Origin of the sequence: Qipengyuania xiamenensis (genome assembly GCF_019711495.1) — a bacterium.
GTDB lineage: Bacteria > Pseudomonadota > Alphaproteobacteria > Sphingomonadales > Sphingomonadaceae > Qipengyuania > Qipengyuania xiamenensis.
Map to the genome: position 1 here is coordinate 733,583 of NZ_JAIGNM010000001.1, position 25,073 is coordinate 758,655.

The following is a 25,073-nucleotide window of genomic DNA, read 5'->3' on the forward strand; positions in this document are numbered from 1 at the left end:
TGGCCCCCTGCCCGATGCAGGCCGTCCAATCAAGCCGTGTGGCACCTAAGCAGGCGCCTGACACGACCCTGTCCCCGCCTAATTCCCGAAGAAGGGAAGTTTGGCGATGTCGATGAAGGTGACGAAAACCATCAGCGCAAGCACGAGGGCCACGCCGGCCCTGTAGGCCACCTCCGTCGAGCGGGGTCCCAAGGGCTTCCGGCGGATTGCTTCTGCCGCGTAGAAAGCCAGGTGCCCGCCGTCGAGTGCCGGGATTGGCAGGAGGTTGATGAATGCCAAGTTAAGCGAGATCAGCGCCGCAAAGTTGATGAAAGCAAGCGGTCCGAGGCTCAATTGCTCGCCTGCGAACTTGCCGATCGTGACCGGGCCGCCCAGCTCTTTCACCGAGCGATCGCCGACGATGATCTGCTTGATCCCCGTGACCATCATGTCGACCAGCTTGCCGGTCTGGGTGACCGCCAGCCCCATGGATTCGACGATCCCGACCTCTTCGAAAGCGAGGCCGTTCGAATAGACACCGATGCGACCGATGCGCGATTCATTGCCGAACTGATCGGTCTCCGTCACGTCACCGATTGTGACCGGGATTTCGAGAGTTTCGCTGCCGCGTTCGACCTGCATTTCGATCGTGCGCCCAGGATACATCAGGACCCGGTCCTGGATGTCCTGGAACTCGATCACCTGTTCGCCGTCGATCGCGACGATACGGTCGCCTTCGCGAAGGCCCGCATCGCGCGCGACCGATTCCTCGGCAAAGCTGCGGACGATGTTGGTCTGGTTGGGGTCTTCGGCCACGGGCTTGCCGTAGAACGCGAAGAAGCTGGCAAAGATCGCCAGCGTGATCAGGATGTTGGCAGCCGGACCTGCGAAAACGATCAGCGCACGCTTCCACAGCGAGGCGTGGTGGAAGCTGCCATCACGCTCTTCGGGCGTGGCCTTCTCGATCTGGTCGGGATGCGGGATGCTGGCGGGGTCCATGTCGCCCTTGAACTGCACATAGCCGCCCAGCGGCAACGCACAGAGCTTCCAGCGCGTGCCGCGCTTGTCGGTCCAGCCGAGCAGTTCCTTGCCGAAACCGACGGCGAACGCCTCCGCCTTCACGCCGAACCAGCGTCCGACGAGATAGTGACCCAGCTCGTGCAGGGTCACCAACGGCCCCAGCAAGAGCGGGAAACCGATGAGATACATCCAGAAAGGGATCGATCCGTCCAAGGTCAGGCTTGCTCCATCATCGCGCTTGCGCGCATCCGCGCATCCTCGTCAACGCGCAGGACCTCTTCGAGGGTCCGCGGCGCAGTCGGAAGCTCTTTTTCCGTGAGGACGCGTTCAACCAATAGCGCAATACGGCTGAACGGGATGTTACCTGCCAGGAATGACGCCACCGCAACCTCGTTTGCTGCGTTGAGCGTCGCCGGGGCCGCACCGCCCGCCTGAGCCGCCTCGCGGGCGAGCCGGGTGGCGGGAAAGCGGTCTTCATCGGGCTTGAAGAAGGTGAGTTCGCCGATTTCCGCAAGGTCTAGCGGGTCCATCGGCGTGTCCATGCGCGCGGGCCATGCGAGACAGGATGCGATCGGCACACGCATGTCGGATGGTCCGAGCTGCGCCAAGGTCGACCCGTCGCGATACTCGACCATGGAGTGGATCACGCTTTGCGGGTGAACCACGATGCGGATCTTGTCGAGACCGACGGGGAACAGGTGATGCGCCTCGATCAGTTCGAGACCCTTGTTGAACATTGTGGCGCTGTCGACGCTGATCTTTGCGCCCATGTCCCAGTTGGGATGCGCGATTGCCTGTGCAGGCGTGGCCGCGTCGAGCTGGTCCTGCGACCATGTGCGCAAGGGGCCGCCGCTGGCCGTGAGAGTGATGGTGCGGACCTCGGACAGTTTCCCGCCCTGCAGGCACTGGAAAATCGCATTGTGTTCGCTGTCGACGGGAAGCAGCGTAGCCTTGTGACGCTTGACCGCCTCGGTCATGACCTCGCCAGCGGAAACCAGAGCTTCCTTGTTGGCGAGCGCGACAGTCGCACCCTGCTCGATCGCCGCCATCACCGGGCCGAGCCCGGCACAGCCGACGATTGCCGCCATCACGATATCGACGGGTCGCGACGCCGCTTCGCATAAGGCCGCGCGTCCGGCAGCAGCCTCGACGTCCGATCCGGCGAGCGCCTGGCGCAGGTCGTCGAGACGCGCATCGTCGGCGATCACTGCGAGTTTCGCTCCGAATTCGCGGGCGAGCTTGGCCAGGTCGGCCACGTTGGAATGCGCAGTCAGGGCTTCGACGCGCCATTCGTCGGGATTGCGCCGGACGAGGTCGAGCGTGGATGCTCCTACCGATCCGGTCGCGCCAAGAATGGTGATCGAGCGGGTCATGCAGCCAGGCCCAGAAACGCGCCGGCAATCAGGGCCACCGGTATCATGCCGTCTGTCCGGTCGAAGAACCCGCCATGTCCGGGAATAAGGTTCGAGCTATCCTTCACGCCCGCCTTGCGCTTGAGCCAGCTTTCGAGGAAATCGCCCGCCTGTGCCGCCACCGCAAGGAGCGCCCCGAGCCCTACGATGATCGCGATTTCGCGGGCTTCGAAGCCCATCGTGGTGGGGCCGCTCGTCTGGCGAGCGGCGAAGTAGATAAAGGCCGCGAGCCACGCGCTGGCACCGACGATGCCGCCAAGCAGCCCGGCCCATGTCTTGGAGGGACTGATCCTCGGCGCGATCTTGGGGCCGCCGATGGTTCTTCCGAAGAAATAGGCGAAAGTATCGACCGCGATCACGGTGCCGACCACGCCTACGATCATGGCGGGCGGCAATCGGGTAAGCGCGATGCCCGCCAGCACGATGTAGGCAGCACCCGCTGCGAGAGCGACGATGCGGAAAGCCAGCTTTTCGGTCGCCTTGAGCACCAGTCTAACGAATTCGACCAGCGTGGCGGCAACCACGGCGATAATGAAATAGTCGAGCCACGGATCGCCTGCCATCAGCGCGGCAACCGCGACTGCCAGCATTACCGCAGCAGACAGCAACCTGATGGGCAGATCGGCATTCTTGCCCTTCACCGGAGCTTCACCTGCCACCAAATCGTCTCTCCCGGCCCGCAAACTGGTCTAGCGCGTCGTGCAGATGCGCTGGCGTGAAGTCGGGCCACAACACGTCGGTGAAGATCATTTCCGCATATGCGACCTGCCACAAGAGGAAATTGGACAGGCGAACCTCGCCGCTGGTGCGGATCATGAGGTCGAGCGGCGGCAGATCGGCGCTGTAGAGATTGGCCGCAAGCGTCTCTTCAGTGATCTCGCCCTGCGCCGCAGCAGCGCGGGCAGCGGCCGTGATCTCGGCATGCGCGCCATAATTCAGCGCGACGGCCAGCGTGCGCGAACCGTTGGCGGTCTGCGCCAGCGCATCCTCGAGCATCTCGACGATATCGGGCGCAAGCGATTGCCAGTCGCCGAGAATTTTGAGCTTCACATCGTTGGCGATGAATTCCGGCAGGTCCGATTTGATGAACTTGCGCATCAAATTCATCAAGTCATCGACCTCTTCTCCGGGCCGTTTCCAGTTCTCGCTGCTGAACGCATAGAGCGTCAGGCACTCGATCGAAGTATCCTTGAGGCTGCGCACCAACTCGCGCACGGCCTCCACGCCCTTGCGATGCCCCATGACGCGCGGCAGGTGCTTGCGCTTGGCCCAGCGTCCGTTGCCATCCATGATGATGGCCACGTGGCGGGCGGTCTTGTCGGGGCTGTCAGCCATGGCAGGAAATGAACGGAGAAAAGGTCGGCAAGGACCTTACTGCGTCATGATTTCCTTTTCCTTGGCCGATGCGGCGGTGTCGGCTTCGGCGACATATTTGTCGGTCAGCTTCTGGACCTCGTCTTCCGAACGCTTGCGCTCGTCTTCGGAGATTTCCTTCTTCTTCTCGTCTTCCTTGAGCGCTTCCATGCCGTCACGGCGCACGTTGCGGATCGCGATCTTGGACTGTTCGGCATACTGGCCGGCCAGCTTGGCGAGGTCGCGGCGACGCTCTTCGGTGAGGTCGGGCATCGGCAGACGGACATTCTGGCCGTCGATCATCGGGTTGAGGCCGAGGTTCGCCTTGGCGATACCCTTCTCGACCGCGGTCACATTCGCCTTGTCCCACACCTGCACGCTGAGCATGCGCGGTTCGGGAGCCGAAACGGTCGCAACCTGGTTCAGCGGCATCATCGAGCCATAAACCTCGACCACCACCGGATCGAGCAGGCTGGTGTTCGCACGGCCCGTGCGCAGACCCGAAAGATCGCCCTTCAGGCTTTCGATCGCGCCCTGCATGCGGCGTTCGATATCGGCTTTGTCGTACTTTGCCATGATCGGCTTCCTCGTCCTGTCTGTTCGTTCGTCTTAAGCGGTGTGGTCGGTCACGACGGTCTGGGTACCCTCGCCCGAAAGAACCTTTGCCACATTGCCCTTCTCGCGGATCGAGAAGACCACGATGGGGATGTCGTTGTCACGGCACAGCGCAACCGCGCTCGCATCCATGACTTTCAGATCGTCTGCCAGAACCTTGCCGTAGCTCACGGTCTCATAGCGCTTGGCATCTGCATTCTTCTTGGGATCGCTGTCGTAAACCCCGTCGACGCTGGTTCCCTTCAGGAGCGCGTCGCATTTCATTTCGGCCGCGCGCAGTGCAGCGCCGCTATCGGTGGTGAAATAGGGGGCGCCAACGCCAGCCGCGAAGATCACGATACGGCCCTTTTCGAGATGGCGCTCTGCGCGGCGGCGGATCACCGGTTCGCACACCTGGTCCATCTGCACCGCGCTCTGCACGCGGGTCTCGACACCGATCTGCTCGAGCGCGCTCTGCATCGCCAGTGCGTTCATCACCGTGGCGAGCATGCCCATGTAGTCGGCCTGCGCCCGGTCCATGCCCTGCGCCGCGCCTGCCATGCCGCGGAAGATATTGCCGCCACCAATGACGAGGCAGATTTCGAGCCCGGTTTCCTTGGCCGCCTTCACTTCCTTGGCCAGCTCCAGCACGAAGGCCGGATCGATGCCGAACTGCTGATCCCCCATCAACACCTCGCCCGACAATTTCAGGAGGACGCGGTTCATCTTGGGGAGGGTCATGCGGGCAGTCTCTATTTATGGGGTTTGCGCGGCCTTAGAGCGCGTTGAGGCCGCTGCCAAGCCTTGAGGGGACCCGCCGGAGCAATGCCTACCCCGTTTGCGCTTTTGTCGATCGGCGGATTCCCATGTATCAATGACGATCCAAGCAAGGTTGGCCAGGAAGGTAGTATTGGCTGGATCGTTTGCATTTGGACCAGCCCGTTCGCCGCCGGTTGTCACCTACGGCGCGTGGCCGCGTGGGCAGCAGAATGTCAGGCCAGTTGATGCGGAAAAGGACCGCAACCTCGTGCGCAACGTGGCAGGCATTGTCACCCCTGCGGCAGCGATAACGCTTGGCATCATCGCTTTCGCCAGCTCCACCGCTCCCGAGAGAAGCGCGACGCCCGAAAGCAGCACTCCAGCAGACGCATTCGAACCCACTCCGAACCGCGCACCCATACTGGTCGAAAGGGTCCCACAAGCGGTCACTATTCCAGTCGAAAGCGTGGCGGTCGCAAGAACGGTTGAAGGTGTCCGAGAAGATGCTCAGCCCGCACGCATTGCCGCTGTCGAACCACGAGGCAGGGAAATCGGGCAAGCTGCCGTGACGCAAGCTGGGCAACTGCAAATGGTCGCGCGGCCAGACCCGATTACGTCGTCTCGAGGTGCGGACCCGGTCGCGGGCGAACTCATCCCGCCATTCGCGCCGACTGCTCTTCCAGAAAGTCGCTCGTCCTTGGCATTTGCAAATGCGGTGAAAGCCAAGCAAGTGCTCGGGGCGAATAACGAGACTAGCCTCGTCACCGGCCAGCCGCTCATAGAATTGGAGATCGAACGCGCTTCGGAAACGCAGACGCTCGATGCCGAAGTCGAGTATGTCCGCCGCGACTACTCACAGACCGTCAAGATTGCCGGAGTGGCTCGAGATATCCCGATCCCGGACAGCGAGGTCCAGAGCCTGCACGCGGCGCGCGAGCCTTTCCAGCCCTACCTGCAGAAGGTCGGAGAGATGCGCGAGAAAATTTCGGCCTTGAAGAATGCCCACCCGCGCGTGGACTATGCGAGGAATACCGAACCGCGGGGACAAGACAGTCCCTCATCGGCCACCTCGCAATCTGTCACAGGCACCATTGCGCCGGACGATGTCATCGTAAGCGACGGAAAGCTCTCGTGGGTCCGGCTCGGCTCATTGCTGGACGTTGTCGAGGCTGGGATGCCTCCGAACAGGTTCGCAGTCCTTGCAAGCTCGAACACTGCTGGAGCGTTCGTCAGTACGGCCACGCTGCACAGGGCCGGGTTGGAGGCCAGCTACGACGGGAAGCAGGCCGAGCTTACCCTGTCTTTGAGCGGTTGAACGAAAAAGGCCGCCGAAGCAGTGCTCCGGCGGCCTTCAATCTTTTCGAAGCGAGGAAGCGCTTAGCCGGCGACGGCAGCAGCCACTTCTGCAGCGAAGTCGCTTTCTTCCTTCTCGATGCCTTCGCCGAGCTGGAAGCGGACGTAGTCTACCAGTTCGACCTTGGCGCCGACGTCCTTGCCAGCCTGCTCGACGACCTGGGCGATCGGCGTCTTGTTGTCGATCACGTAGATCTGGCTGAGGAGCGCGTTTTCCTTGGCGTACTTGGCGACAGCGCCTTCGACCATCTTTTCCTGGACGTTTTCGGGCTTGCCGCTTTCGGCAGCCTTTTCCTGGGCGATGGCACGCTCGCGGGCGATCACGTCGGCGTCGAGGCCTTCAGCGGTGAGAGCCTGCGGGAAAGCAGCAGCGATGTGCATGCCGAGCTTCTTGCCGAGTTCTTCGAGCTTGGCCTTGTCGCCTTCGCTTTCGAGAGCGACGAGAACGCCGATCTTGCCGAGGTCCGATGCGACAGCGTTGTGCATGTAGGGCACGATCACGCCGTTGGTGACCGAAACGGTCTTCATGCGGCGGATCTGCTGGTTTTCACCGATCGTTGCGACGTTGTCGGTCAGCTTCTCTGCGACGGTGCCGCCTTCGGGATAGCCGGCAGCCTTGAGGGCTTCGACGTCGTCACCGTCCACGCCGAGCGCGACAGTGGTGGTCTTGCGGACGAAGTCCTGGAACTTGTCGTTCTTCGCAACGAAGTCGGTTTCCGAGTTCACTTCGACGGCAACGCCCTTCGTGCCTTCGACGGCAAGGCCGACGAGACCTTCGGCCGCGGTACGGCTCGACTTCTTCTGGGCGGTGGCGAGGCCCTTGGCGCGCAGTGCGTCGACTGCGGCTTCGATATCACCGTTTGCGGCTTCGAGAGCCTTCTTGGCGTCCATCATGCCCGCGCCGGTCTTCTCGCGCAGGGCCTTTACGTCAGCAGCAGTGAATGCAGCCATGGTAATTTCCTTCTTGGTATCTTGGATGCGTAGGCACCGGGCCTGCTGTGGTCAGCGGCCCGGCGCTTAATTCGCCTGTGTGACGGGAACGTTGCGCTCCCGCCTCACGAATAGGCCTTAGGCCGCAGCTTCTTCCGGCGGATTTTCCATCGCGCCGACGTCCTTGCCGCTGTCGGTCACGCCTTCGCCCTTGCCCGAACGGGCTGCTTCAGCAACCGCATCGCAATAGAGCTTGATGGCGCGGGCAGCGTCGTCATTGCCCGGGATCGGGAATGCGATGCCGTTCGGGTCGACGTTGGTGTCGAGCACGGCGACCACGGGGATGCCAAGCACGTTGGCTTCCTTGATGGCGAGGTCTTCCTTGTTGGCGTCGATGACGAACATGATGTCCGGAATGCCGCCCATGTCGCGGATGCCGCCGAGCGAAAGCTCGAGCTTGTCCTTCTTGCGCGTCAGGTTCAGGACTTCCTTCTTGGTCAGGCCACCGGTGTCACCCGAAAGCTTTTCCTCGAGGGTCTTGAGTTCCTTGATCGACTGCGAAATCGTCTTCCAGTTGGTGAGCATGCCGCCCAGCCAACGGTGGTTGACGAAGTGCTGGCCCGAAGCGAGCGCTGCTTCGCGGATCGGGTCCTGCGCCTGGCGCTTGGTGCCGACGAACAGCACCTTGCCGCCCGAACGTGCGGTCTGGCTGATGAAGTCGAGAGCGCGCGCGAAGAGCGGCACGGACTGCGACAGGTCGATGATGTGGATGCCGTTGCGCGCGCCGAAGATATACGGCTTCATGCGCGGGTTCCAACGGTGGGTCTGGTGGCCGAAGTGTGCGCCGGCCTCGATCAGTTGCTGCATGGTGACGGTAGGAGCCGCCATGGTCATTTCCTTTCCGGTTGTACCTCTGGAAGGCTGGAACCCGTGATGCGGAGTATCCCGCGATCGGGCACCGGTATGAGCGCCTTCCATGTGGATTTGCCCGCCCTTCGAAATGACCCGAATTGGCCGCTTCAAGGACGGACGGCGGGCGCATAGCGGCCTTTTCCGGACAAATCCAGACTCAATTCACCGACAAAAAAGGGAATCTCGGCGCGAAAAGCGCTTGACACGTGAGAACAAAACAGGAACATTGTTCTCATCGCCGGAACACCCGGCGGGCATTAGGGGTTTTCCCGTAAACTTACCCCGCCTGTCAACAGCTTTATCGACAGGCACGGGGCAGGAGATGAAACGATGTTCGCACTGTTCCTTTTCGTTGCTTTCGCCCTCGCCGCTCTGGTGGCGATTGCCGTGCTCGCCGATAGCGGACTGCGCTGGTGGTCCGCTTTCGGCATGCTGCGGATGCGCATGAAGCAGGGATATGCCAGTGCTCCGGCCGGACAGCGTCCGCATTCGCTTGGAGAAGGTTCGTTGGGTTATGCCCGTGCGCGGACAGGAAATCCGGTCATCCGGCAGACGACGCGGCGCGCCGCTTGATCCGTCCGTAACGCAGCAGCGTGAACGGCAGCAGGACCAGATAGCCGATACCGATTGCGCTCAAGGTCCACCACGGCTCGACCAGCAAGGCAGCGAACAGCAGGCCGACGAAGGCAAGCACCCACAACCTGATGCCCCTGCGCGGACGCAGCGAAGTCCAGCTCGGCGTCGCCATGCTCGAAATCATCAGGAGTGCCACGGCAATCAGCCACGGGCCCACGATGATAGGCTCGCGGAAGATATCGAGACCGGTCGCCGCCCACAGGTAGTAGGGCATGAAGGCAAGTCCCGCCCCCATGGGTGCCGGAACACCCGTCAGGAAGCCGAGCGATTTGTGCGGCTGTTCCTGCATGTCGATCTGCGCGTTGAAACGCGCCAGCCGCAGTGCGCAGCAAATCGCAAGCGCGAGAGCGGCAAACCAGCCCAGCCGCGGTTCTGCCGATAGCGACCACAAATAGAGGATAATCGCGGGCGCAGTACCGAAGCTCAGCGAATCCGCGAGGCTGTCCAGTTCCGCACCGAAACGCGACTGGGCATTGAGTGCACGCGCAATGCGGCCATCCATGCCGTCGAGAAGGCCAGCGACGATAATCGCGACTGCTGCGGCAGCCCACTGTTCCGAAATCGCGAAGCGGATGCCGGTCAGGCCGGAACACAGGGCCGCGGCCGTAATCGCGTTGGGCGCCATGGCCCGCAGCGACAGGCCGCGCGACTTACCCATGACGGGCTTTTCGTCCTCGGCAGCTTTTGGCCCGAGGCGCGCACGTTCTTCATACTGGCGATGCGGATCGGCTTCGGGGATACTCACTGCGACACTCCTTCGATGAGGGGACGCGTATCGAGCTCAGCGATAACCGTTTCCCCCGCAATCACACGCTGCCCGATCATGACTTTTGATCCGGTACCGGCAGGCAAATAGACATCAACACGACTGCCGAAGCGGATCATGCCGACACGTTGACCAACGCCCAGCGTATCGCCCGGTTTCACGAAGGGCACGATCCGACGCGCAACGAGACCAGCGATCTGGGCGAAAGCGATCTTCACCCCGTCGGACCGTTCGACGAGGATGTACTGCCGCTCGTTATCCTCGCTCGCCTTGTCGAGATCGGCGTTGAGGAACTTGCCCGGTATGTAGACCAGGCGGCGTACCATCCCGGCAATCGGTGTACGATTGATGTGGACGTCGAATACCGAAAGGAAGATCGAGACCCGGGTTACCGGCACAATGCCGAGCCCTTCGGTCCCGCTGCCATCGTCGACAACCAGTTCCTGCGGAGGTGCGACCTGCGTGATTTGAACCACCGTCCCGTCGGCAGGAGATACGACATAGCGTTCGTCTTGCGGCACGACGCGGTCCGGATCGCGGAAAAAGGCGAGAATGCCGAGCGAGAGAAACGCCATTGGCCAGGCCAGCGTTTCCCAGGCGAAAAAGGCGAACAGCAGCGAAATGCCGAGTGCGCCGATCGCGAACTTGCGCCCTTCCGGATGGATACGCGGCAGGGAAGAGAAGACCTCGCCCCTGCCCTCGCTGTCTAAAAGGTCACCTGCCATTGGGCGGGCTTAGGCGCTGGAATCGAGCGCCACAAGCCGTTCAACCGTGCTTGCGCACGAAAACGGTGCCGGCCGAATAGCCTGCACCGAAGCTGCAGATCAGGCCGGTGTCGCCCTCTTTCAGGTCCTCGCTGTGGAGGTGGAAGGCGATGATCGAGCCTGCGCTGGAGGTGTTGCCATAGGTATCGAGCACGGTCGGGCTTTCGTCCTCGTTCGCCTCGTGCCCCAACACGCGATGGGCGATCAGGCGGTTCATCCCTGTGTTCGCCTGGTGCAGCCACAAGCGGCGCAGGCCCTGCGGTTCGATGTCGAGACGCTCTGCCTCGTCCACGATCATCTGCGCCACCATCGGCACGACTTCCTTGAACACCTTGCGCCCTTCCTGGACGAAGAGCTTGTCGGGGCCGCCGGCGTCTTCCGGATAGGCCCGGTTGAGGAAGCCGAAGTTGTTGCGGATATTGTTCGAGAAGACGGTCTTCAGCTTGGTGCCGAGAATATCCCAGTGTTTTTCCGGCGCGACGGCGGCATCTTCGACCAGCACGGCAGTCGCGACATCACCGAAGATGAAATGGCTGTCACGATCGCGCCAGTTCAGGTGTCCGCTGGTGATTTCGGGGCTGACGACCAGCACGCTCTTCGCATTGCCTGCACGGATATAATCCGCCGCGGTCTGGATACCGAAGGTGGCAGACGAGCACGCGACATTCATGTCGAAGCCGAAGCCGTCGATGCCGAGCGCCTGCTGGATCTCGATCGCCATGGCTGGATAGGGCCGCTCCATGTTCGAGGCTGCGCACAGCACCGCGTCGACATCTTCAGGCTTGCGCCCTGCGCGTTCCAGTGCCTGCTTTGCAGCTTTCACCCCGATTTCAGCGAGGATCGACAGCTCGTCATTCGAGCGCTGCGGCCAGCGGGGCGCCATGATGTCAGGATCGAGGATCGGCTCTTTCGCCATCACGTGGCGGGCCTTGATGCCGCTCGCCTTTTCGATGAAGCCGACCGAGCTTTCCGCCAACGGTTCCATCTCGCCTGCGGCAATCGCATCGGCGTGCTCTGCGTTGTGCCGCTGCACATACTCGTTGAAACTGGCGACGAGTTCTTCGTTCGTGATGCTTTCCTCGGGCGTGAACAGCCCGGTGGAGGAAATGACGGGGCGACCGGTCATGCTGGATGTATCGTTCATGCCGCGTGCCTAATACCGCACCCGCCGCCCCGCAAGTGACTGCATCACGCCGTGCGGCGTTCTCCGCATTTCTGCTTGTGAGCGTCGAGCCAGTCCAGCTGCTCGAGGATGACCGGCGTCACATCGCGATGCGCATTGTGGCCGATGAACAGGTCCATATGCCCGTAATTCGGCACAACACGCTGCTGGTAGAGCCCGTCTCCATTGTGCTCGGACAACCACGCACGGGTTCGCTGGCCGCTTTCCGGATAGAATATCTGGTTGGTCGCACCCGACAGGAAGCTGATCGGCAGCGACAGGCGCTTCGCTGCCGTCGACGAGGTATAGATTGACGCGCCATCCGCATCGACGGCAAGGCCCTGATGCATGATGGCGCCGAGCTGATCGAAAGGCTTCAGCGAAACGCGGCTGAACATGCTGCCAAGCGCGTTGTGCGTATCGTGGCCGAGCTGGCGATGGTCCCAGCTGGGTCCGAATACGCCGAACACGCGGCGACAGGTCGGATTCTTGCAGGCCTGCCCGTCGGGGACAGGTATCTGGTAGGCGACCGCATCGATTTCGTAGTCGGTCTCCGTACCCTGGCTGACGAAATCGAGATGGCCATCGAGCAGCGATATCTGCGAGAGTGCGCCCGCAACCCCGATATCGGCCTTCAGGTAATTCAGCCAGTCGGTGACCGGGTGCAACGTGAGCTGCGAACTGACCAACGAGCGCACGCCAGAGACATAGCCCGCCCCGATGCCCATCAACAGACTCATCGAGCCCACGCAATGCGCCAGTGCCTGCACGCTGTCGGCGCCTGTAACCTTGCGGATTTCCGCGACCGCTGCGGGCCAGTCGTAGCGCGCGATATCGTCGATCGTGAATTCGGGCGGGCGCTCGGTGTCGTTGCCCGCATCATTGCTGGCACGGTAATCGAAGAGCCACACGTCATAGCCTTTCGCGACGAGGCTCTCGGTAAGGTTTTCGTCCACGGTGGGCGTGGCGAAGCTCGAGGCGCGAACCGAGAACCCCGGTGCGAGCACCAACGGGCCCCGGTCGCCGCCGCGATAACGGGTCAGACCTATGTTCACTCCGTCGCCTGTCGGAACGATATGGCGTTCGGCAGGCGGCAAACGCATCTCGCGCGGCACGTAGCCGGCCGCATCCGCCTTCGCGAAGTCGTTGAGCGTAGCCAGCATCCCGCCATAGGCCCGGAATACGGTCATCGCGAAGAAGCCTGCATATTTGGCGACGAAGACGGTTTCGATCGCCTTCTTCGCCTTCGGGATCAGGTTCACGATATGGCCGACCAGCGTGTCCGCGTCGTGAACTTCGATAGTCGTCAGCTGGCGCATGAACTCGTCGATTCCGAGCTTTAGCACCCCGCGACCGATCAGTTCACCAGTCTCGTCCTCGCCGTAGCGCAGGGTCACGAAGAGCGTGGTGAGATCGGTCCAGGGATCCGAATTCCCGCGCTGCTGCAGCGTCTTGAAACCGTGGAAGTGGATCGGCCCGTCAGGCCCTTCAAGGACCATGTCGTAGAGCATCTTCCAGCTTTCCGATTGGCCGGGATCGGCCACCAGCAGGCGGAAAGTACCTTCGCGCACCTTGAGCGGATCGGGCGAGATCGCGCTGACGACAACGCTGCCGGTGATGGCCGACCGGTGCTCGCGCTCCTCGATCATCCGGTGGAGGTTCTCCGTCGTAACGGTCAGCAGGAAGCTGCATTCACTGCCTTCGGTGCGTCCCCAGGCTGCACCGTTGGCGTAATCGTCACGAATGCGTTCGGCATGGTCACAGGGGCGATGGTGGCAACCTTTCGCGCTGATGTGGCCCGCCATCGTCTCGGTGAACGCAAGCCCCGGGCTCATCGCCTCGGGGTGCTCCTTCACGAGCTTGCGGATGGCCTTCTTGCCTTCGTCGATTGCACCATCTTCGAAATGGCGTGCGGCAGTCTGGATGTCCCGCGACACGGGATCGATGGCGTGCCGGGAGACCCATTTCGCAACCGAAAGTTCCAGCTTTTCGGCAAGGTTCACCTTGAACGGTTCGTCGCCGATCCCGTCCTCCTCTTCGACCGGCTGGGGCAGAGGTCCTTCCGCCCCGAGCGTAAAATCGATGCTCCAGCCGCTGCGCTGTGCCAGCTTCTCGACGGCGCGCTCGGCCACTGCGGTGATTGTCATCAGGGGATTGACCCCGACCGCGCCGGGCAGTGCAGCCCCGTCACAGACATAGAGTCCTTCGTGCACTTCGGTACCGCTTTCGCCGGAGAATACGCGGCAGGTATCGTCGACCACGCCGCTGCGCGCATCGTCGCCCATCCCGCAGCCGCCGATCGGGTGCACGGTAATCAGCTTGCGACCCATTTGCTCGTTCCACATCGGGTCGGAAAAATACTGCGCCTGGATTGCCTCTGCGGCTTCGCGCATCTTGTCGTCGTCGCGGCGGAAAGTCCGCTGTTCACCGGTTTTCGGCCAGCAGATTGCGATCCGGTCCTCTTCCAACGCAAGCCGACCATGAGAATCATCGACGCTCATCACGAGATAGGTCTGGGTGCGCGACATCGGGCCCTTGTAGGCCCACTCACCGATGCTGCCCGGGTCGGACTGGAATGCCTCGCCCATGGCCTTTGCATCGAGCAGGCGGGGTTTGACCTGATCCATGCCGAACCGCGTGAAGCTGTCGGCAAGCGCCTCGCCGAAGAAAAAAGCCGGCGCGAGAGCCATGCCGATTATGCCGGGCGCAACGCCCTCTTCGATCACCAGCCCTTTCGTCACGTCCTTCGTGTCGCGAATGTCGATCACGCCGGTGATGCACGGGCCGGGATAGGCTTCCTGCGCCACATCATTCGCGCCCACGCCGATCGCGTAGATCGGTTCAGCGGTCAGAACGTCGCCCTGCTTCTCGGCTTTGAAATAGCTGTCGTAGGCAAAACCAAGCGCATCGCCATTGCCCGAGAAGCCTTCGCCCAGCCGCTTTGATAGCGATAGGCCCTTCTCACGTGAACGCAGCAGGATCTCGGTCGAACCGATGGCACCAGCGCCAAGGATCACGTGATCGGCTGAGATCGACTTCGGTCCGTGCGCCGCATCCTTGCCATTCGCTTCGAGGTGGACGCGCCATAGGTCGCCGTCCCGTTCGATCCAGAGAACCTTCGCCTGGGTGAAGATGTCCGCGCCATGGTTTGCCGCGTCGGGCAGGTAGTTCATCAGCGTGGTATTCTTCGCGCCCACATTGCAGCCCGAAACGCAGTCGCCGCAATTGGTGCAGGCTGGCTGCGGTACGCCGAACCGGTTGGTCTTGTCCTCGAAGGTGACGTTGATCGGCGTCTTGTAGAAGCGCTCGCCCATGGCCTTGGCGGAATGCTCCAGCGCCTCCAGCTTGCCGAGCTTGGGATAGCTGTCCGGATAGGGATTGGGCGAGAGCATCTCGCGCGCACGCTCGTAATAGGCGTCGATCTCGTGCGGGTTCTCGCGGAAGGCGGCCGGCCAGTGTTTTTCGTCGAGCAGGCGCTTGTCGAATTCGAGGGCAACATTCGCATTGATCAGCGAAGTCCCGCCAAGCCCGCAGCCGACGAGTGCGTACTGGTCATCGTTCACATGCACTTCGAATAGGGCATCCGGCTCGCCGATCCGGCCACCCTTCGCATTGAACTGCATCGCGCCCTTGGCATCGGCCAGCTTGTCCGGATACTCGCCCGGCAGGAACTCCTTGCCGCGTTCGAGCACGCAAACGTCCTGCCCTGCCCGGGCGAGACGACTTGCGGCGACACCGGCGCCGTATCCCGAACCGATCACAAGGACGGTGTAGTGCTTCTTGGCCTCGGAAAGAGGCTTGGCGATACGCTTCTGCAAGGTGGTCATTCCGCGGCCTCCCGCATGTGCTCGGAGCGGTCGAGGAATTGGCGGACGCGCTTGTCCGCCTCGCTGCGGATGCGGTGATGGACGGCGCGAGAGAAGTCCTGCCAATGGGCAGACGCTGCTTCGACCGCGGCTGAAGCTTCGCCAACGATGCGCGTCTCCCGCCCGCTTCCCTCCACGCGGACGGGCGCCATCACATCGTCGACCGGATCGTTGAACAGTCTGAGCGATGCGACTTCGAGCTCGTCGGACACAAGCATGGCAGCGCAGCCCTGCACCGGCATGAGGCCCGGCTCGTCGAGTACCCAGCCGCCCGTGTTGAAGACGCCGACGGGCAGTTCGTAGCCGTCGACCAAGAGCTCGTCCTGGAAGGGCTTGTGCGTGTGACCGAACACGAACTGGAACTCGTGCGGGAGTGCGCCGAGCTCCTCGCGCAGCTGTGTTGCCATGGGTGTCGAGAGATACCAGCCGATATCGTCGATCTCGTCGTTGCCAAGGACACGCGAATAGCCTTCGCGCTGCTTCTCGGCCCCGCGTCCGGCCGTCAGGTCGACGGCGGCCCGAATGAGGTTGTCGAGAGTGATGCCGTATTTGAGCTCCATCTTCGGATTGATGCCCAGTTTGGAATGCAATCCGCCCGTCACCCGGCGCGCGATGGCTTCGGCCATGTCGTGGCTGGCCCCGGCGCTGAGCATCGTCTGGTAGAGCGTCCCTGCCTCGCCCCCGATCTTCCCCGCACTGCCGAGATCGGACCAGAGAAAGTCGATCCACGGTCCGTTCTGTTCCTCCAGCTCGCGCATCGTGGCAGGCCGCAGATTGCTGCCTTCCAGAAAGCCGCGGAAATTTGACAGCGCGCGGTACATGGAATCGAGATAATGGCCGTGATGCATGACGACCGCACGGCCACGGTCACGGTCGGCGATACCCCAGTTGGGATAGGCAATATGAACCCGCGCACCCGCAAGATGCGGCCGGTGTGCGATGAGCGATTCCATCATCCGGCAGCGATGCTTCGGTGTGCCCGTAATGGTGGTGATGTGTTCCAGATCGCCCGGAATATTGCCGTCGATCACCGAGGTAACGAAGCAATGGTCCTGCGCCATGCGCCACAAGTGATGATCGTGGTTGCCGGCGACATAGACGATCTCGCGGCTGAATATCTCGGTGCCGTCTTTCGGAAAGAAGGCATCGATCAGTTGCAGGAAGCTCTTGGACACGTCGCCGAACGGCGAAAGCCCGAGGTCGAGCGCATCGCCGAGCAGCACCAGTTGCGGCTTCTCGTCATCTTTCAGGGTTTCGCGCAGGGCATTCGCGAAGCTTGCAAGCACTTCGCTGGGCCCGTCGGCGATCTCGTCAGCGCCGTTCACATGGGTCAGCAGGCTGTCACGCGCGCCGAGGTGAAGGTCCGACAGGACAATCTGTGCAATGCTCACGAAATCGCCTCTAGGCAGCGATAGAAGGCATCGCGCACGATCTTCTCGCGCGGATCGTCCCATTTACCGGTGCCGAGCTGGTTCGTGATCCAGGCGTAGGCGACCTCGTCGTCCGGATCGGCATAGGCCAGCGAACCGCCGACCGCGAAGCTGCCGAAGGCGCTGCGTGTCCGGGCGAACTCCCATTCGTCGAAGGGTTTCTCAAAGCCGAGCGAATAATACATGTCGGCTGTCAGGACCTGGTCGCGAAGGCCCTTGCGCGGGTGTGCATGGCCGCGCTTGAGATAGTCCATGACCTCGGGCGTGATGCCAAGTTTGGCGCCGCCCTCGGCAAATGCCTGGTAGATCGTCGCAAGGCCGGTCGAGGTTGCAACACCACCGGCACCGCCCTGCCCGATCCGCCAGAACTGCTCGCAATCAAGCGCGCCCGGCCCTTCGAGGAGGAGCGGATTGTTGAGCGTACGGAATGCCAGCGTACCCGGCAGACACATGGCGAAAGTCAGCGGCCACGGCATGGTGGTGTGACGGATGAAAAGGTCCTGCATGTGGAAGCCCTCGACCCGCGCCAGCCGGTCGCGATCGACGCTGTCGGGCAGGCCGAGCCAGACGTCCACGCCAAGCGGGCCTGCGACTTCCTCTGCAAAGAACCGTCCGAGCCGGCGTCCCGCAGGGTCCCGTCGGTGGATGAGCTCGCTGGCAATCCAGCCGAGCGAATAGGCATGGTTTCCGGCATGGTCGCCGGGCTTCCAGTTGGGCTTCTGTGCAGCGATGGCCGCGCAGATCGTTTCCTCGCCGCCCATATTGTCGAGCGTGAGCTTGAAATCGATCGCCGCCAGTCCGCCCTGTTCGCTCAGCGCCTCACCGACCGTCATGCAGCCCTTCCCGTGCGCGGCGAATTCGGGCCAGATGTCCGCAACTGCCTCGTCATAGGCGAACAGGCCGCGCGAAACTGCGACGGCGGCGGCCATTCCGGTGAGGCCCTTGGTCAGCGAATAGACGAGAGCTGCGGTATCCGCGCTCCAGCAATCGGTGCGCGTTTCCTCTTTCCAGCCACCTTGAAGATCGACGACCTTCTCGCCGCGATGGAAGATCGTGCAGGCTGCGCCCAGCGCTGCCCGCGCCTGGATCGGTGCGGCAAAAGCATGGACAACCGGTTCGAAGCCGGGCGCCACGTGGCCGGTGACCCGCGACTGAACTCCGGAAAAGCTTTCGGTCACGGGTTTCAATGCTGTTTGCGACACGTCGGGCAACCTTCTCTCGTCGGCCAACGCCCCCTGCGCTGACCAGTCGGATCGGTGCTATCGAATAATGGTTAACGCGGCCCTTAGGACAGACGCGAGGACGCGACTTCGGACGAACCGGAGTTCCTGCATGTCATTGAATAGGCGGGTGGTGGACAGGGCTGGAGAAGAACCAGTCCACGAGGTTCGTTGAAAAATGGCGGTTTTCCGCAAGCTGCAGACGCCCTGTGTAGCAAGGTTATGTAGCAATTATGTAGCAGACATAGCTCGGCTGGGAAGTGAAGTTAACTTCACCGTTTTGAGAGCTCAGCAAGGTGATCTCTGGGGTCAGGCTTCGTCTGTTGATGGGAGGTCTAGTAGCGTCGGGTCTTGTAGGTTCTCGCAACCATAAATGATTGCACCATCGCGGAACCGGTCAGTCTTTGACTCATACTCGAAGTCAACGGGATTTCCTCGGACCTCGCCAGTAGCAGCACGGTCGAAGTAGGCAGTGCCGGAAACCAAACTTCCGTCGACAGCGATTTCACCGACGCGATAGAGTATGTCTTGCCCGAAATACTGGTATCGCAACTGGCCACTGGACTGAGTTAGGTTGAGGCTCACGTAGTATCGGGATTCCCCGCTTTCACTTACGCAAAACTTCGTGATTTCCGACGGTGGAGGCGCATCTGAACAAGCGAAGGTGAAAAGGGTGGCCGATAAGAGGATAGAGGCCCTCGACATACTAAAGCGCCCAACTAAGGAAGCGAACGAGAGGCACGAAGTGCCCTTCTAGGGGGTCTTTGTCGAACGATGGGTGGTCATATCCGGCAAGCTGCATTTCAATTCGGTCCTCCACTGCCATATCCGCGCAAACCTCTTCGCCTAAGGTATCCAGTTCTTCCTTCCGCATGCGAACTTGGTATGCTTGCTGAGCTTGAAGGTCGATGCGCGTCGTATAGATGACACAAGCGGGAGTCTCATTCCGCATGGTCACTGAACCTTCTTCGAACACCGCGGGCCGCCTGTCCAAGCCGATGCTGGAAATTGTTAGTCCGTTGATCTGGTATCCAGCTTCGATGCATTCAGCGCGGCTTCGTGAGCACTCAATCCGAGTAGCGTGAGGGACCAGTTCGCCGCCGCCGTCGGTTCTTGTCCAACGCCCTTGCACCGTCACAGTGTCGCCGAAATCGAAGACCATTTCTCGGACAAGCGGACGAGCTTCGGGCTTTGCTGAAAGCACGAAGTCTTCTCGCACCAACTCCGCGACGAGCAGGAACAAAACGAAGCCTCCAATCAACCAAGGTCGTGAGCGCATTGACTTCATCCTTTGCCTTTCTTGCTTGCGATCTTGAGCCGCGCGCTACTCAGCTCCTTTGGGCTTGAACCCTCGATAGATAAAATATGCGAACGGCCACAGGATTAAGAGGCCCAACGGAACACCTATGCCGACTTGTTCCGCTAGCTTGATCTTGGCTCTGCTTTCGGCAGCTTCATCGATGTAATAATCGGCAGTGCGCAGGTAGGTCGCCGCATCGCCCTTTTCTAAGTTGGTCAGTTGTTCAGTCGCATACTCAAGGGACTGAGAAGCGTCATAGCCGTAGATCGACCACCCGATGGTCCACAGAAGCGCGCTCACTACTCCGAGCCTAATGAATCCAGCCTTCAGGTTCATCGCCAAATCCCAGTTTATTTGATTGCGAATTCAGCCTCAGAGCAATGTCCGTCAAAATTCAGCTTCGCCTCCCCTATAGGCAAAACCAACTGAGCCATTCCTGCAATGTTGTCATAAAACAGAGCGGGATTTGAATCCTGCGAATCTAGGCGCTCGCTGACGCCAGCCGATGCGTAGGTTGAGTTGAATTCCTCCAACGGTATTAGAGCATCCTGCCAGCGGCCTACACTGCCATCTTCTTCAAAGTAGGTCAGAGAAAAAGAGAACCTTTGTTTCTGGTCAGCCCAGAACACAAAGTCATCGAATTGCTCGAAACGTAAGCCAAGGCGCGCGACCAATGGCTCTGAGATCGAACCATTATCGACCCGCTTTACGGTGCCGTCACAGCGCACTTCGGCAATGTCGATGCCCGTTCTCGCAATCAGGAGCAGCGCCAAAAAACCGAAAACCAAAAGGCCGAAAACGGAGCAACCGACTTTCGTAATTCTAGTCATCTTCACCCCCACACTTCCGGTCCATAACTAGCCGCAGTAGTAAAGCAGCGACCTCCGCAATTTGAACACTTTAGCCGTTCGTCCAGCCGGTCAAGAGACAGCGAACCGCCAGCGGTGGAAAGGCGTTGGATGAGTAGGTGTGGGTCGAGCCGCGCGTCGTGTCCGCAATCGCACGATAGCCGCAGCCAATAGCCGTTGCGGACTAGATCGGTGAGCGTTCGGATTCGTTGCGTTCCCATATGTGCCGCGGATGGAACACATATGGAACAAGCGTCAAGACTTCGAGAATCTCGGAATTGCTGTAGATAAGTTTGCTGCCAGCGAACCCGAAAATTTGCCTTACGGAAATCGTATCGGCAGAAAAGGCTCGGAACGGTGAGCGGCGCGCGCTTCCTTTTGGAAGGGAAGCTGGGACATCAACCTAGCGCTCACCGTTCCCTACCTTCACTATGGACGCGAAGATGTTGCCTGCCAGTATTTTGGCCAGTGTCCCGCCACACTTCAAGGTAGCGGCGGTCGATTGAGTGGGGATAAGTTGCGGGTAAATTTTCGCCCAACCAGGTGGCTCTCAGCACCAAGGCTCGCGGCGACCCGTCCACGTTCGGGCTAGGCCTTCGCTCACCAGCATATCGCCGATGGACTGGCCCTTGCGGGTGATGACGCGCAGCTGGCGACCAAAGCGGTCGGTGTCACGGTCGCCGATGCCTTCGACGGAAAATGGACCTTCGTTGAGTAGATCGCGAAAGCGATATGTCGCTCGCATCCCAAGGTCATATTCGTAGTCGCACTGCGGACTGCTGACTTCAGGCGTATCAATGTCGGCCACTCGTATCTTTTTGCCGTTGAGCCAGAGAGTGTCCCCGTCCACCACGCAATTGAAACGGCGGCTATCCTCGCACAACTGGAGGTAGGGCTGCTCTGGGTCGCTGTTGAATAAGTCCGATGTCGCTTCAGCCGCAGCAGCTTCCTCGGCTGTTCCGTGGCCCATCAAGGTGATCGGTTCCGCTTCGGTGGCGAGCGCAGCACTGTCGGTTTCGATTACGCTCCACAAGAATGCCGCGCCGATGCCGAGGGCGACCGCGCCACCAAGGACCAGCGGGGCGCTGAGATCGCGCTTTGGCTTGCCGAATTTCACAACTTTGGGCCGCTTGGTCTTCATTCTCGTATTGCTCGCCTCTTTAGAAAGGTAAGCGCTTATGGTCAGTTAGTAGTGAAGAAGAAGTCAAGGCACTCAGCTCCTTGAGCGGCCTGTAACAATTGATCAAAGGGTTTTCGCGACGGGCGCACCTCGATCTGACCACAGAAAATTCAGATGTCGATTCAACGCCCGTCGCAACCATTATACTGGTGTCCAGGCATTCGGATACGGATGTGGCTTTGACGCGGATCCATCGCGCAGATCAAACAACTGTAAAATTCCTGGGAGAAACTTATTTCCGTAATGGGGGCGTTAGCAGCCCGTCTGCTCCTGACACACTGATAGCTCGGCAAATTGGTCACGAAATGGGTGGGAAGCGGACATTCTATTGGGGTGTATCAGGGTTGGGTTCCAAAATGGTCCACGTGTGTTCCGAGCCAGCAAATATTGTAGGCGCTTCGATCCCTCTCGCATTCGCTTCAGAGAATATGCAGTCAGCATAAGGTCGCGCTTGTTCAGGCTCGATGACAAAGTCCACCACGAAGGTCGATGGCCCGTCGAATGGCCTTTCCCGAACAGAAGCGAATTGCGTAGCTTCGCATTCGTTCACCAGTGCACCGAGATCCTGCTCGTATGTCGGTGCCGAACAGGCAACGGCTGGCAAGCAGACGATAAGAATGAATCCTCTCCAATCGAGACTACCGGACTGACACTGGCTTAGCATCCAGCGGGGCTAAGCCATCCAGCAAATGTCCGCAATCGGGTCGTTAGCGGAGTGACCGCTCTTGGACCATCGCTAGCTCGATGAAACTGTCGCCAGATGGGTGGAAAGCGGACAACGCGGCCGACTAAAAAAATGCCCCGCCAATGCTGGCAGGGCATTCCGGTTTGCGAACCGAAGGGCTCCACTGGAGTTACGGACCTCGGGGGCGTGTGAGGACCAAGAATCTAGATGCAGCCGCAGATGCCATAAGCGGCAGGCCAGCATCTTGTCTAGAAATTGTATGCAAACGCCATCGCTGACCGCCAGCGATCGGCGCTTCACTCGATGAGCGGATCAGTCACGAACTGGATGAATGGCTGTTATTGTTCAGGACCTTTCATGCCTGCCCGAACCGCTGCTAGTAGATCTCCATCGGCGACTGGTTTCGCCAGCATCACGCTTCGATCGATATTGGCTTCGCTCCAATCAGCAGAGCTGTCTGCTGAAACAAAGACTAAAGGTAGGTCGTCGCGTTGAGACCGCGCGTGGCGGGCCACATCCCAGCCGTCCGGTCCCTTACCAAGCCTGATGTCCGTGAGCAGAACCTCGATCCTACTCGCATGGCTGTCGATCAATGCCATCGCTGCGGATGCATCAGACGCGCCAAGCACCTCAAAGCCGGCTTCCTCAAACAAGTCGACCAACGCGAGGCGGATCAGCGCCTCGTCTTCAACGACTAGAATGGTAGGGTTTGCGCTCAAAGAAATCATACTCGCTAGTGCGACCCGCGAGTTTCTATAAGTTTCTCTCAGGCTGCTTCGTTCCCGCTTTCCTTGGATTGGTCAAAGGTGTTGCAGTTTGGTACGCACGAGCAATTACGATCTATCTCCTTCGGTACAGAAAGACGCGGTATGAAAAAGGGCCTGGATGATCTGGCTGCACGTGCACGCGATGTCGCAGAAAAGGCAATCGCGGCGAAGGACGGCAAGCCAACGAGCCACGATGCTTTGCACAAAGCAATGATGGCCTACCGCGCCGCGGCGGTGAAATACATCGCGCATCCCTCGGTTGGCGACTTCGTTCGAGCCGATGCTGCAAGATACGAAGGCGAAACCCGCGATGCTGTCGAGAAGATCGCCTCTCTGATCGATCAACTGAACGACTTAAACTGACTGATTGTCGGAAGGGTGCCGGAGGCCCGATTGGACGGGGGTCGCAATAAGCCTCCGGCTGATGCTTATATGAGGGCATCTCTTCGGTAACTGGTGGAGTCTGTATCCGTTCCGAAAACGGGGCGTTAGCGGCTGGTCCGCTCCTGGCACATCGCTAGTTCGGCAATTTGGGCGCGAACTGGATGGAAAGCGGTCCTTGGTTGGACTCGAAGACGAATGGCATTATCGGCGCCACATGGCAGATTGCGGATGCGGCCCTACTGAAATCGAGACGAAAGCCCAGCAGCGGGCTCTATGGCTGGCGCTTGTCCTGAATGCCGTAATGTTCTTCGTGGAAGTTGCTTCTGGGCTCTACGCGGATTCGACCAGCCTTGTAGCGGACGGTCTGGATATGCTCACGGATGCGTCGGTCTATGCGGTCGCTTTGATGGCCATAGGACGAAGCAATGCCTTTAAGGCCCGCGCCGCAACTTTGAGCGGAGCTTTGCTACTGATTGTAGGCATAGGGGTCGTTTTCGAAGCCGTAAGGCGCGTCTTCGTTGGAGCAGAACCTGTCGGTGTCTTGATGATTATAGTCGCCCTAGTGGCACTCGCCGTGAACACCTACGTGCTCAGACTACTGCAAAGGCAGCGCAGCGACGAAGTCCACATGCGCGCGGCTTGGATTTTCACTCGTGCCGACGTGGTCGCCAATGTTGCAGTGATTGTGTCGGGTGCGTCGGTCTTACTTACCGGCGTGATCTACTTTGATCTTCTGGTCGGTGCAGCCATTGGCCTCTTTGTCATGAGGGAAGCAATGGAAATACTGCGGGAAGCAAGACAAGCTGACCGTTAGGGCAGCTAACTTAACGTCCGCAATCGGGTCGTTACCCGCCCGTCTGCTCTTGGCACGGCGCTAGCTCGGTGAAGCTGTCACGAGTTGGGTGGTCAGCGGACACCGAGGTGATCTGCGAGACTAGCCACAGCGCTCCCAAAACTCTCTCTGAAAAAATGGGCGATCTCGCCGACCTCTATTGCCTCGGCGTCTGATCCAGGCTCGAAGCGGGCACGATCTACATCACGACCGACCTTCACTTGGCTGCCACCCAAAACGTGATCTGACTGGCTTTCGATACCCAGAAAGCTAATCACAGCATCATCGGTCGATTCACCGCCTCCCACGATCCATAGGTCCAAGATTTTGCGGCAGGCTAAGATCAACTCAGCTGGTTGAAGCTCCTCACCTGCAATACGTCGCTGCAAATTGCCGACTACATCCTGCAGCTCAGCGCAGGCCGCATCACGTTGGGGCTTATTGATCGACATGACCGGGAGATTAGCCGCAGAACTAAGGTCTGCAACCGGGTCGTTAGCGGCTGGTCCGCTTTTGGCGCATCGCTATCTCGGCAAGTAGGTCGCGAATTGGGTGGAAAGCAGACTCCTCGAGAATAGCGGGGGCGAAGACTATGAGTTGCTAATGGCTTGATCAGCCATGGTGGTGAATTCCATGCTTTTTCTTGTATCGCCACTGGTAGATACCCAGCCCGATCATAGAGAGGGCCGAGAGTTGAAAAGCGACGAAGGCTCCGAGATACAGGGTTGGGTTGCTGGTCTCATCGAGAAAGTAAACCACCGCGAACGTAGCCAGGAATAGGAGAGCCGAAACCCGCCCCCAGAACATGATCTTATGATATTTTTCGAGCTCTGGTGTCACCGATCATCTCTTGTCTAAACGTTTGATGACGCTGAAAATTGCAGGAATGGGTGGTTTCCGCAATCGGGTCGTTCTCAGCCG

General features: G+C 60.3%; 24 protein-coding genes. 4 read left to right on the forward strand and 20 right to left on the reverse strand.

Annotated elements, in window-relative coordinates; all coding sequences use genetic code 11:
• Window positions 1–78: 78 nt before the first annotated feature.
• The 6 genes from rseP to pyrH are packed head-to-tail and all read right to left on the reverse strand — an operon-like array spanning window position 79 to window position 5,099.
• On the reverse strand, window positions 79–1,188 hold the full coding sequence (gene rseP / locus K3165_RS03650) for an RIP metalloprotease RseP (protein ID WP_221548313.1): 1,110 nt from the start codon (window positions 1,186–1,188) through the stop codon (window positions 79–81).
• A gap of 26 nt (window positions 1,189–1,214) precedes the next feature.
• The gene (locus K3165_RS03655; protein WP_221547462.1) at window positions 1,215–2,372 is read right to left on the reverse strand and encodes a 1-deoxy-D-xylulose-5-phosphate reductoisomerase; all 1,158 of its coding nucleotides are present in this window, start codon (window positions 2,370–2,372) and stop codon (window positions 1,215–1,217) included.
• On the reverse strand, window positions 2,369–3,070 hold the full coding sequence (locus tag K3165_RS03660; protein ID WP_345720378.1) for a phosphatidate cytidylyltransferase: 702 nt from the start codon (window positions 3,068–3,070) through the stop codon (window positions 2,369–2,371). Before K3165_RS03660 ends, K3165_RS03655 begins: the two co-directional genes overlap by 4 nt.
• A complete protein-coding gene (gene uppS / locus K3165_RS03665; protein WP_221547463.1) occupies window positions 3,060–3,746 on the reverse strand; it encodes a polyprenyl diphosphate synthase in 687 nt (228 codons plus the stop codon). The genes K3165_RS03660 and uppS overlap by 11 nt, the downstream gene beginning before the upstream one ends.
• 36 nt (window positions 3,747–3,782) lie before the next feature.
• Window positions 3,783–4,340: a ribosome recycling factor gene (gene frr, locus K3165_RS03670; RefSeq protein WP_221547464.1), complete on the reverse strand. Its 558-nt coding sequence runs from the start codon at window positions 4,338–4,340 to the stop codon at window positions 3,783–3,785.
• Between the two features lie 33 nt (window positions 4,341–4,373).
• Window positions 4,374–5,099 carry a UMP kinase gene (pyrH, locus tag K3165_RS03675; RefSeq protein WP_221547465.1) on the reverse strand — a complete coding sequence of 242 codons (726 nt, stop codon included), beginning with the start codon at window positions 5,097–5,099 and terminating at the stop codon, window positions 4,374–4,376.
• Between the two features lie 133 nt (window positions 5,100–5,232).
• Here pyrH and K3165_RS03680 point away from each other — a divergent pair, with 133 nt between their 5' ends.
• The gene (locus K3165_RS03680) at window positions 5,233–6,432 is read left to right on the forward strand and encodes a hypothetical protein (protein WP_221547466.1); all 1,200 of its coding nucleotides are present in this window, start codon (window positions 5,233–5,235) and stop codon (window positions 6,430–6,432) included.
• A gap of 62 nt (window positions 6,433–6,494) precedes the next feature.
• Here K3165_RS03680 and tsf read toward each other — a convergent pair whose 3' ends face one another.
• Together tsf and rpsB are read right to left on the reverse strand one after the other, a co-directional pair.
• Window positions 6,495–7,421 (reverse strand): translation elongation factor Ts, encoded by a 927-nt coding sequence (gene tsf, locus K3165_RS03685; RefSeq protein WP_221547467.1) that lies wholly within the window; start codon window positions 7,419–7,421, stop codon window positions 6,495–6,497.
• Between the two features lie 117 nt (window positions 7,422–7,538).
• Window positions 7,539–8,288, reverse strand: coding sequence for a 30S ribosomal protein S2 (rpsB, locus tag K3165_RS03690; protein WP_221431524.1), 750 nt, complete (start codon window positions 8,286–8,288; stop codon window positions 7,539–7,541).
• Window positions 8,289–8,642: 354 nt separating this feature from the next.
• Here rpsB and K3165_RS03695 point away from each other — a divergent pair, with 354 nt between their 5' ends.
• Window positions 8,643–8,885: a hypothetical protein gene (locus tag K3165_RS03695; protein WP_221547468.1), complete on the forward strand. Its 243-nt coding sequence runs from the start codon at window positions 8,643–8,645 to the stop codon at window positions 8,883–8,885.
• Here the strand turns inward: K3165_RS03695 and K3165_RS03700 are convergent.
• The 11 genes from K3165_RS03700 to K3165_RS03750 all read right to left on the reverse strand — a co-directional run bounded on the left by K3165_RS03700 (window position 8,854) and on the right by K3165_RS03750 (window position 22,888).
• Entirely contained in the window at window positions 8,854–9,606 is a 753-nt protein-coding gene (locus K3165_RS03700) for a CDP-alcohol phosphatidyltransferase family protein (RefSeq protein ID WP_221548315.1), read from the reverse strand. The two genes, K3165_RS03695 and K3165_RS03700, sit on opposite strands and share 32 nt — an antisense overlap.
• 83 nt (window positions 9,607–9,689) lie before the next feature.
• Window positions 9,690–10,439 carry a phosphatidylserine decarboxylase gene (locus K3165_RS03705; protein ID WP_221547469.1) on the reverse strand — a complete coding sequence of 250 codons (750 nt, stop codon included), beginning with the start codon at window positions 10,437–10,439 and terminating at the stop codon, window positions 9,690–9,692.
• Between the two features lie 40 nt (window positions 10,440–10,479).
• Window positions 10,480–11,622 (reverse strand): beta-ketoacyl-ACP synthase III, encoded by a 1,143-nt coding sequence (locus K3165_RS03710; RefSeq protein WP_221547470.1) that lies wholly within the window; start codon window positions 11,620–11,622, stop codon window positions 10,480–10,482.
• A gap of 44 nt (window positions 11,623–11,666) precedes the next feature.
• Window positions 11,667–15,467 (reverse strand): GMC family oxidoreductase N-terminal domain-containing protein, encoded by a 3,801-nt coding sequence (locus K3165_RS03715; RefSeq protein ID WP_221547471.1) that lies wholly within the window; start codon window positions 15,465–15,467, stop codon window positions 11,667–11,669.
• Window positions 15,464–16,897 (reverse strand): metallophosphoesterase, encoded by a 1,434-nt coding sequence (locus K3165_RS03720; protein WP_221547472.1) that lies wholly within the window; start codon window positions 16,895–16,897, stop codon window positions 15,464–15,466. Before K3165_RS03720 ends, K3165_RS03715 begins: the two co-directional genes overlap by 4 nt.
• The gene (locus K3165_RS03725; protein ID WP_345720383.1) at window positions 16,894–18,138 is read right to left on the reverse strand and encodes a serine hydrolase domain-containing protein; all 1,245 of its coding nucleotides are present in this window, start codon (window positions 18,136–18,138) and stop codon (window positions 16,894–16,896) included. The genes K3165_RS03720 and K3165_RS03725 overlap by 4 nt, the downstream gene beginning before the upstream one ends.
• Before the next feature lie 724 nt (window positions 18,139–18,862).
• Window positions 18,863–19,435, reverse strand: a complete 573-nt coding sequence (locus K3165_RS03730) for a hypothetical protein (RefSeq protein ID WP_221547473.1) — start codon at window positions 19,433–19,435, stop codon at window positions 18,863–18,865.
• Between the two features lie 45 nt (window positions 19,436–19,480).
• A complete protein-coding gene (locus K3165_RS03735) occupies window positions 19,481–19,756 on the reverse strand; it encodes a hypothetical protein (protein ID WP_221547474.1) in 276 nt (91 codons plus the stop codon).
• Window positions 19,757–19,806: 50 nt separating this feature from the next.
• Window positions 19,807–20,286: a hypothetical protein gene (locus K3165_RS03740; RefSeq protein WP_221547475.1), complete on the reverse strand. Its 480-nt coding sequence runs from the start codon at window positions 20,284–20,286 to the stop codon at window positions 19,807–19,809.
• A gap of 568 nt (window positions 20,287–20,854) precedes the next feature.
• Window positions 20,855–21,445 (reverse strand): thermonuclease family protein, encoded by a 591-nt coding sequence (locus K3165_RS03745; protein ID WP_221547476.1) that lies wholly within the window; start codon window positions 21,443–21,445, stop codon window positions 20,855–20,857.
• Between the two features lie 1,062 nt (window positions 21,446–22,507).
• Window positions 22,508–22,888, reverse strand: coding sequence for a response regulator (locus K3165_RS03750; protein WP_221547477.1), 381 nt, complete (start codon window positions 22,886–22,888; stop codon window positions 22,508–22,510).
• Window positions 22,889–23,038: 150 nt separating this feature from the next.
• Here K3165_RS03750 and K3165_RS03755 point away from each other — a divergent pair, with 150 nt between their 5' ends.
• Window positions 23,039–23,299: a hypothetical protein gene (locus tag K3165_RS03755; protein ID WP_221547478.1), complete on the forward strand. Its 261-nt coding sequence runs from the start codon at window positions 23,039–23,041 to the stop codon at window positions 23,297–23,299.
• 196 nt (window positions 23,300–23,495) lie between these two features.
• Window positions 23,496–24,134, forward strand: coding sequence for a cation diffusion facilitator family transporter (locus tag K3165_RS03760; RefSeq protein ID WP_247713874.1), 639 nt, complete (start codon window positions 23,496–23,498; stop codon window positions 24,132–24,134).
• Between the two features lie 92 nt (window positions 24,135–24,226).
• Here the strand turns inward: K3165_RS03760 and K3165_RS03765 are convergent, their stop codons facing one another.
• Window positions 24,227–24,604 (reverse strand): hypothetical protein, encoded by a 378-nt coding sequence (locus K3165_RS03765; protein WP_221547479.1) that lies wholly within the window; start codon window positions 24,602–24,604, stop codon window positions 24,227–24,229.
• Window positions 24,605–25,073: the final 469 nt, after the last annotated feature.

What these genes read in the sequence shown, in the direction of transcription:
- rseP (WP_221548313.1), bottom strand. Translation starts at nt 1,188, where the DNA reads ATGTATCTCATCGGTTTCCCGCTCTTGCTGGGGCCGTTGGTGACCCTG.
- K3165_RS03655 (WP_221547462.1), bottom strand. Translation starts at nt 2,372, where the DNA reads ATGACCCGCTCGATCACCATTCTTGGCGCGACCGGATCGGTAGGAGCA.
- uppS (WP_221547463.1), bottom strand. Translation starts at nt 3,746, where the DNA reads ATGGCTGACAGCCCCGACAAGACCGCCCGCCACGTGGCCATCATCATG.
- frr (WP_221547464.1), bottom strand. Translation starts at nt 4,340, where the DNA reads ATGGCAAAGTACGACAAAGCCGATATCGAACGCCGCATGCAGGGCGCG.
- pyrH (WP_221547465.1), bottom strand. Translation starts at nt 5,099, where the DNA reads ATGACCCTCCCCAAGATGAACCGCGTCCTCCTGAAATTGTCGGGCGAG.
- K3165_RS03680 (WP_221547466.1), top strand. Translation starts at nt 5,233, where the DNA reads ATGACGATCCAAGCAAGGTTGGCCAGGAAGGTAGTATTGGCTGGATCG.
- tsf (WP_221547467.1), bottom strand. Translation starts at nt 7,421, where the DNA reads ATGGCTGCATTCACTGCTGCTGACGTAAAGGCCCTGCGCGAGAAGACC.
- rpsB (WP_221431524.1), bottom strand. Translation starts at nt 8,288, where the DNA reads ATGGCGGCTCCTACCGTCACCATGCAGCAACTGATCGAGGCCGGCGCA.
- K3165_RS03695 (WP_221547468.1), top strand. Translation starts at nt 8,643, where the DNA reads ATGTTCGCACTGTTCCTTTTCGTTGCTTTCGCCCTCGCCGCTCTGGTG.
- K3165_RS03700 (WP_221548315.1), bottom strand. Translation starts at nt 9,606, where the DNA reads ATGGGTAAGTCGCGCGGCCTGTCGCTGCGGGCCATGGCGCCCAACGCG.
- K3165_RS03705 (WP_221547469.1), bottom strand. Translation starts at nt 10,439, where the DNA reads ATGGCAGGTGACCTTTTAGACAGCGAGGGCAGGGGCGAGGTCTTCTCT.
- K3165_RS03710 (WP_221547470.1), bottom strand. Translation starts at nt 11,622, where the DNA reads ATGAACGATACATCCAGCATGACCGGTCGCCCCGTCATTTCCTCCACC.
- K3165_RS03715 (WP_221547471.1), bottom strand. Translation starts at nt 15,467, where the DNA reads ATGACCACCTTGCAGAAGCGTATCGCCAAGCCTCTTTCCGAGGCCAAG.
- K3165_RS03730 (WP_221547473.1), bottom strand. Translation starts at nt 19,435, where the DNA reads ATGCGCTCACGACCTTGGTTGATTGGAGGCTTCGTTTTGTTCCTGCTC.
- K3165_RS03740 (WP_221547475.1), bottom strand. Translation starts at nt 20,286, where the DNA reads ATGACTAGAATTACGAAAGTCGGTTGCTCCGTTTTCGGCCTTTTGGTT.
- K3165_RS03745 (WP_221547476.1), bottom strand. Translation starts at nt 21,445, where the DNA reads ATGAAGACCAAGCGGCCCAAAGTTGTGAAATTCGGCAAGCCAAAGCGC.
- K3165_RS03755 (WP_221547478.1), top strand. Translation starts at nt 23,039, where the DNA reads ATGAAAAAGGGCCTGGATGATCTGGCTGCACGTGCACGCGATGTCGCA.
- K3165_RS03765 (WP_221547479.1), bottom strand. Translation starts at nt 24,604, where the DNA reads ATGTCGATCAATAAGCCCCAACGTGATGCGGCCTGCGCTGAGCTGCAG.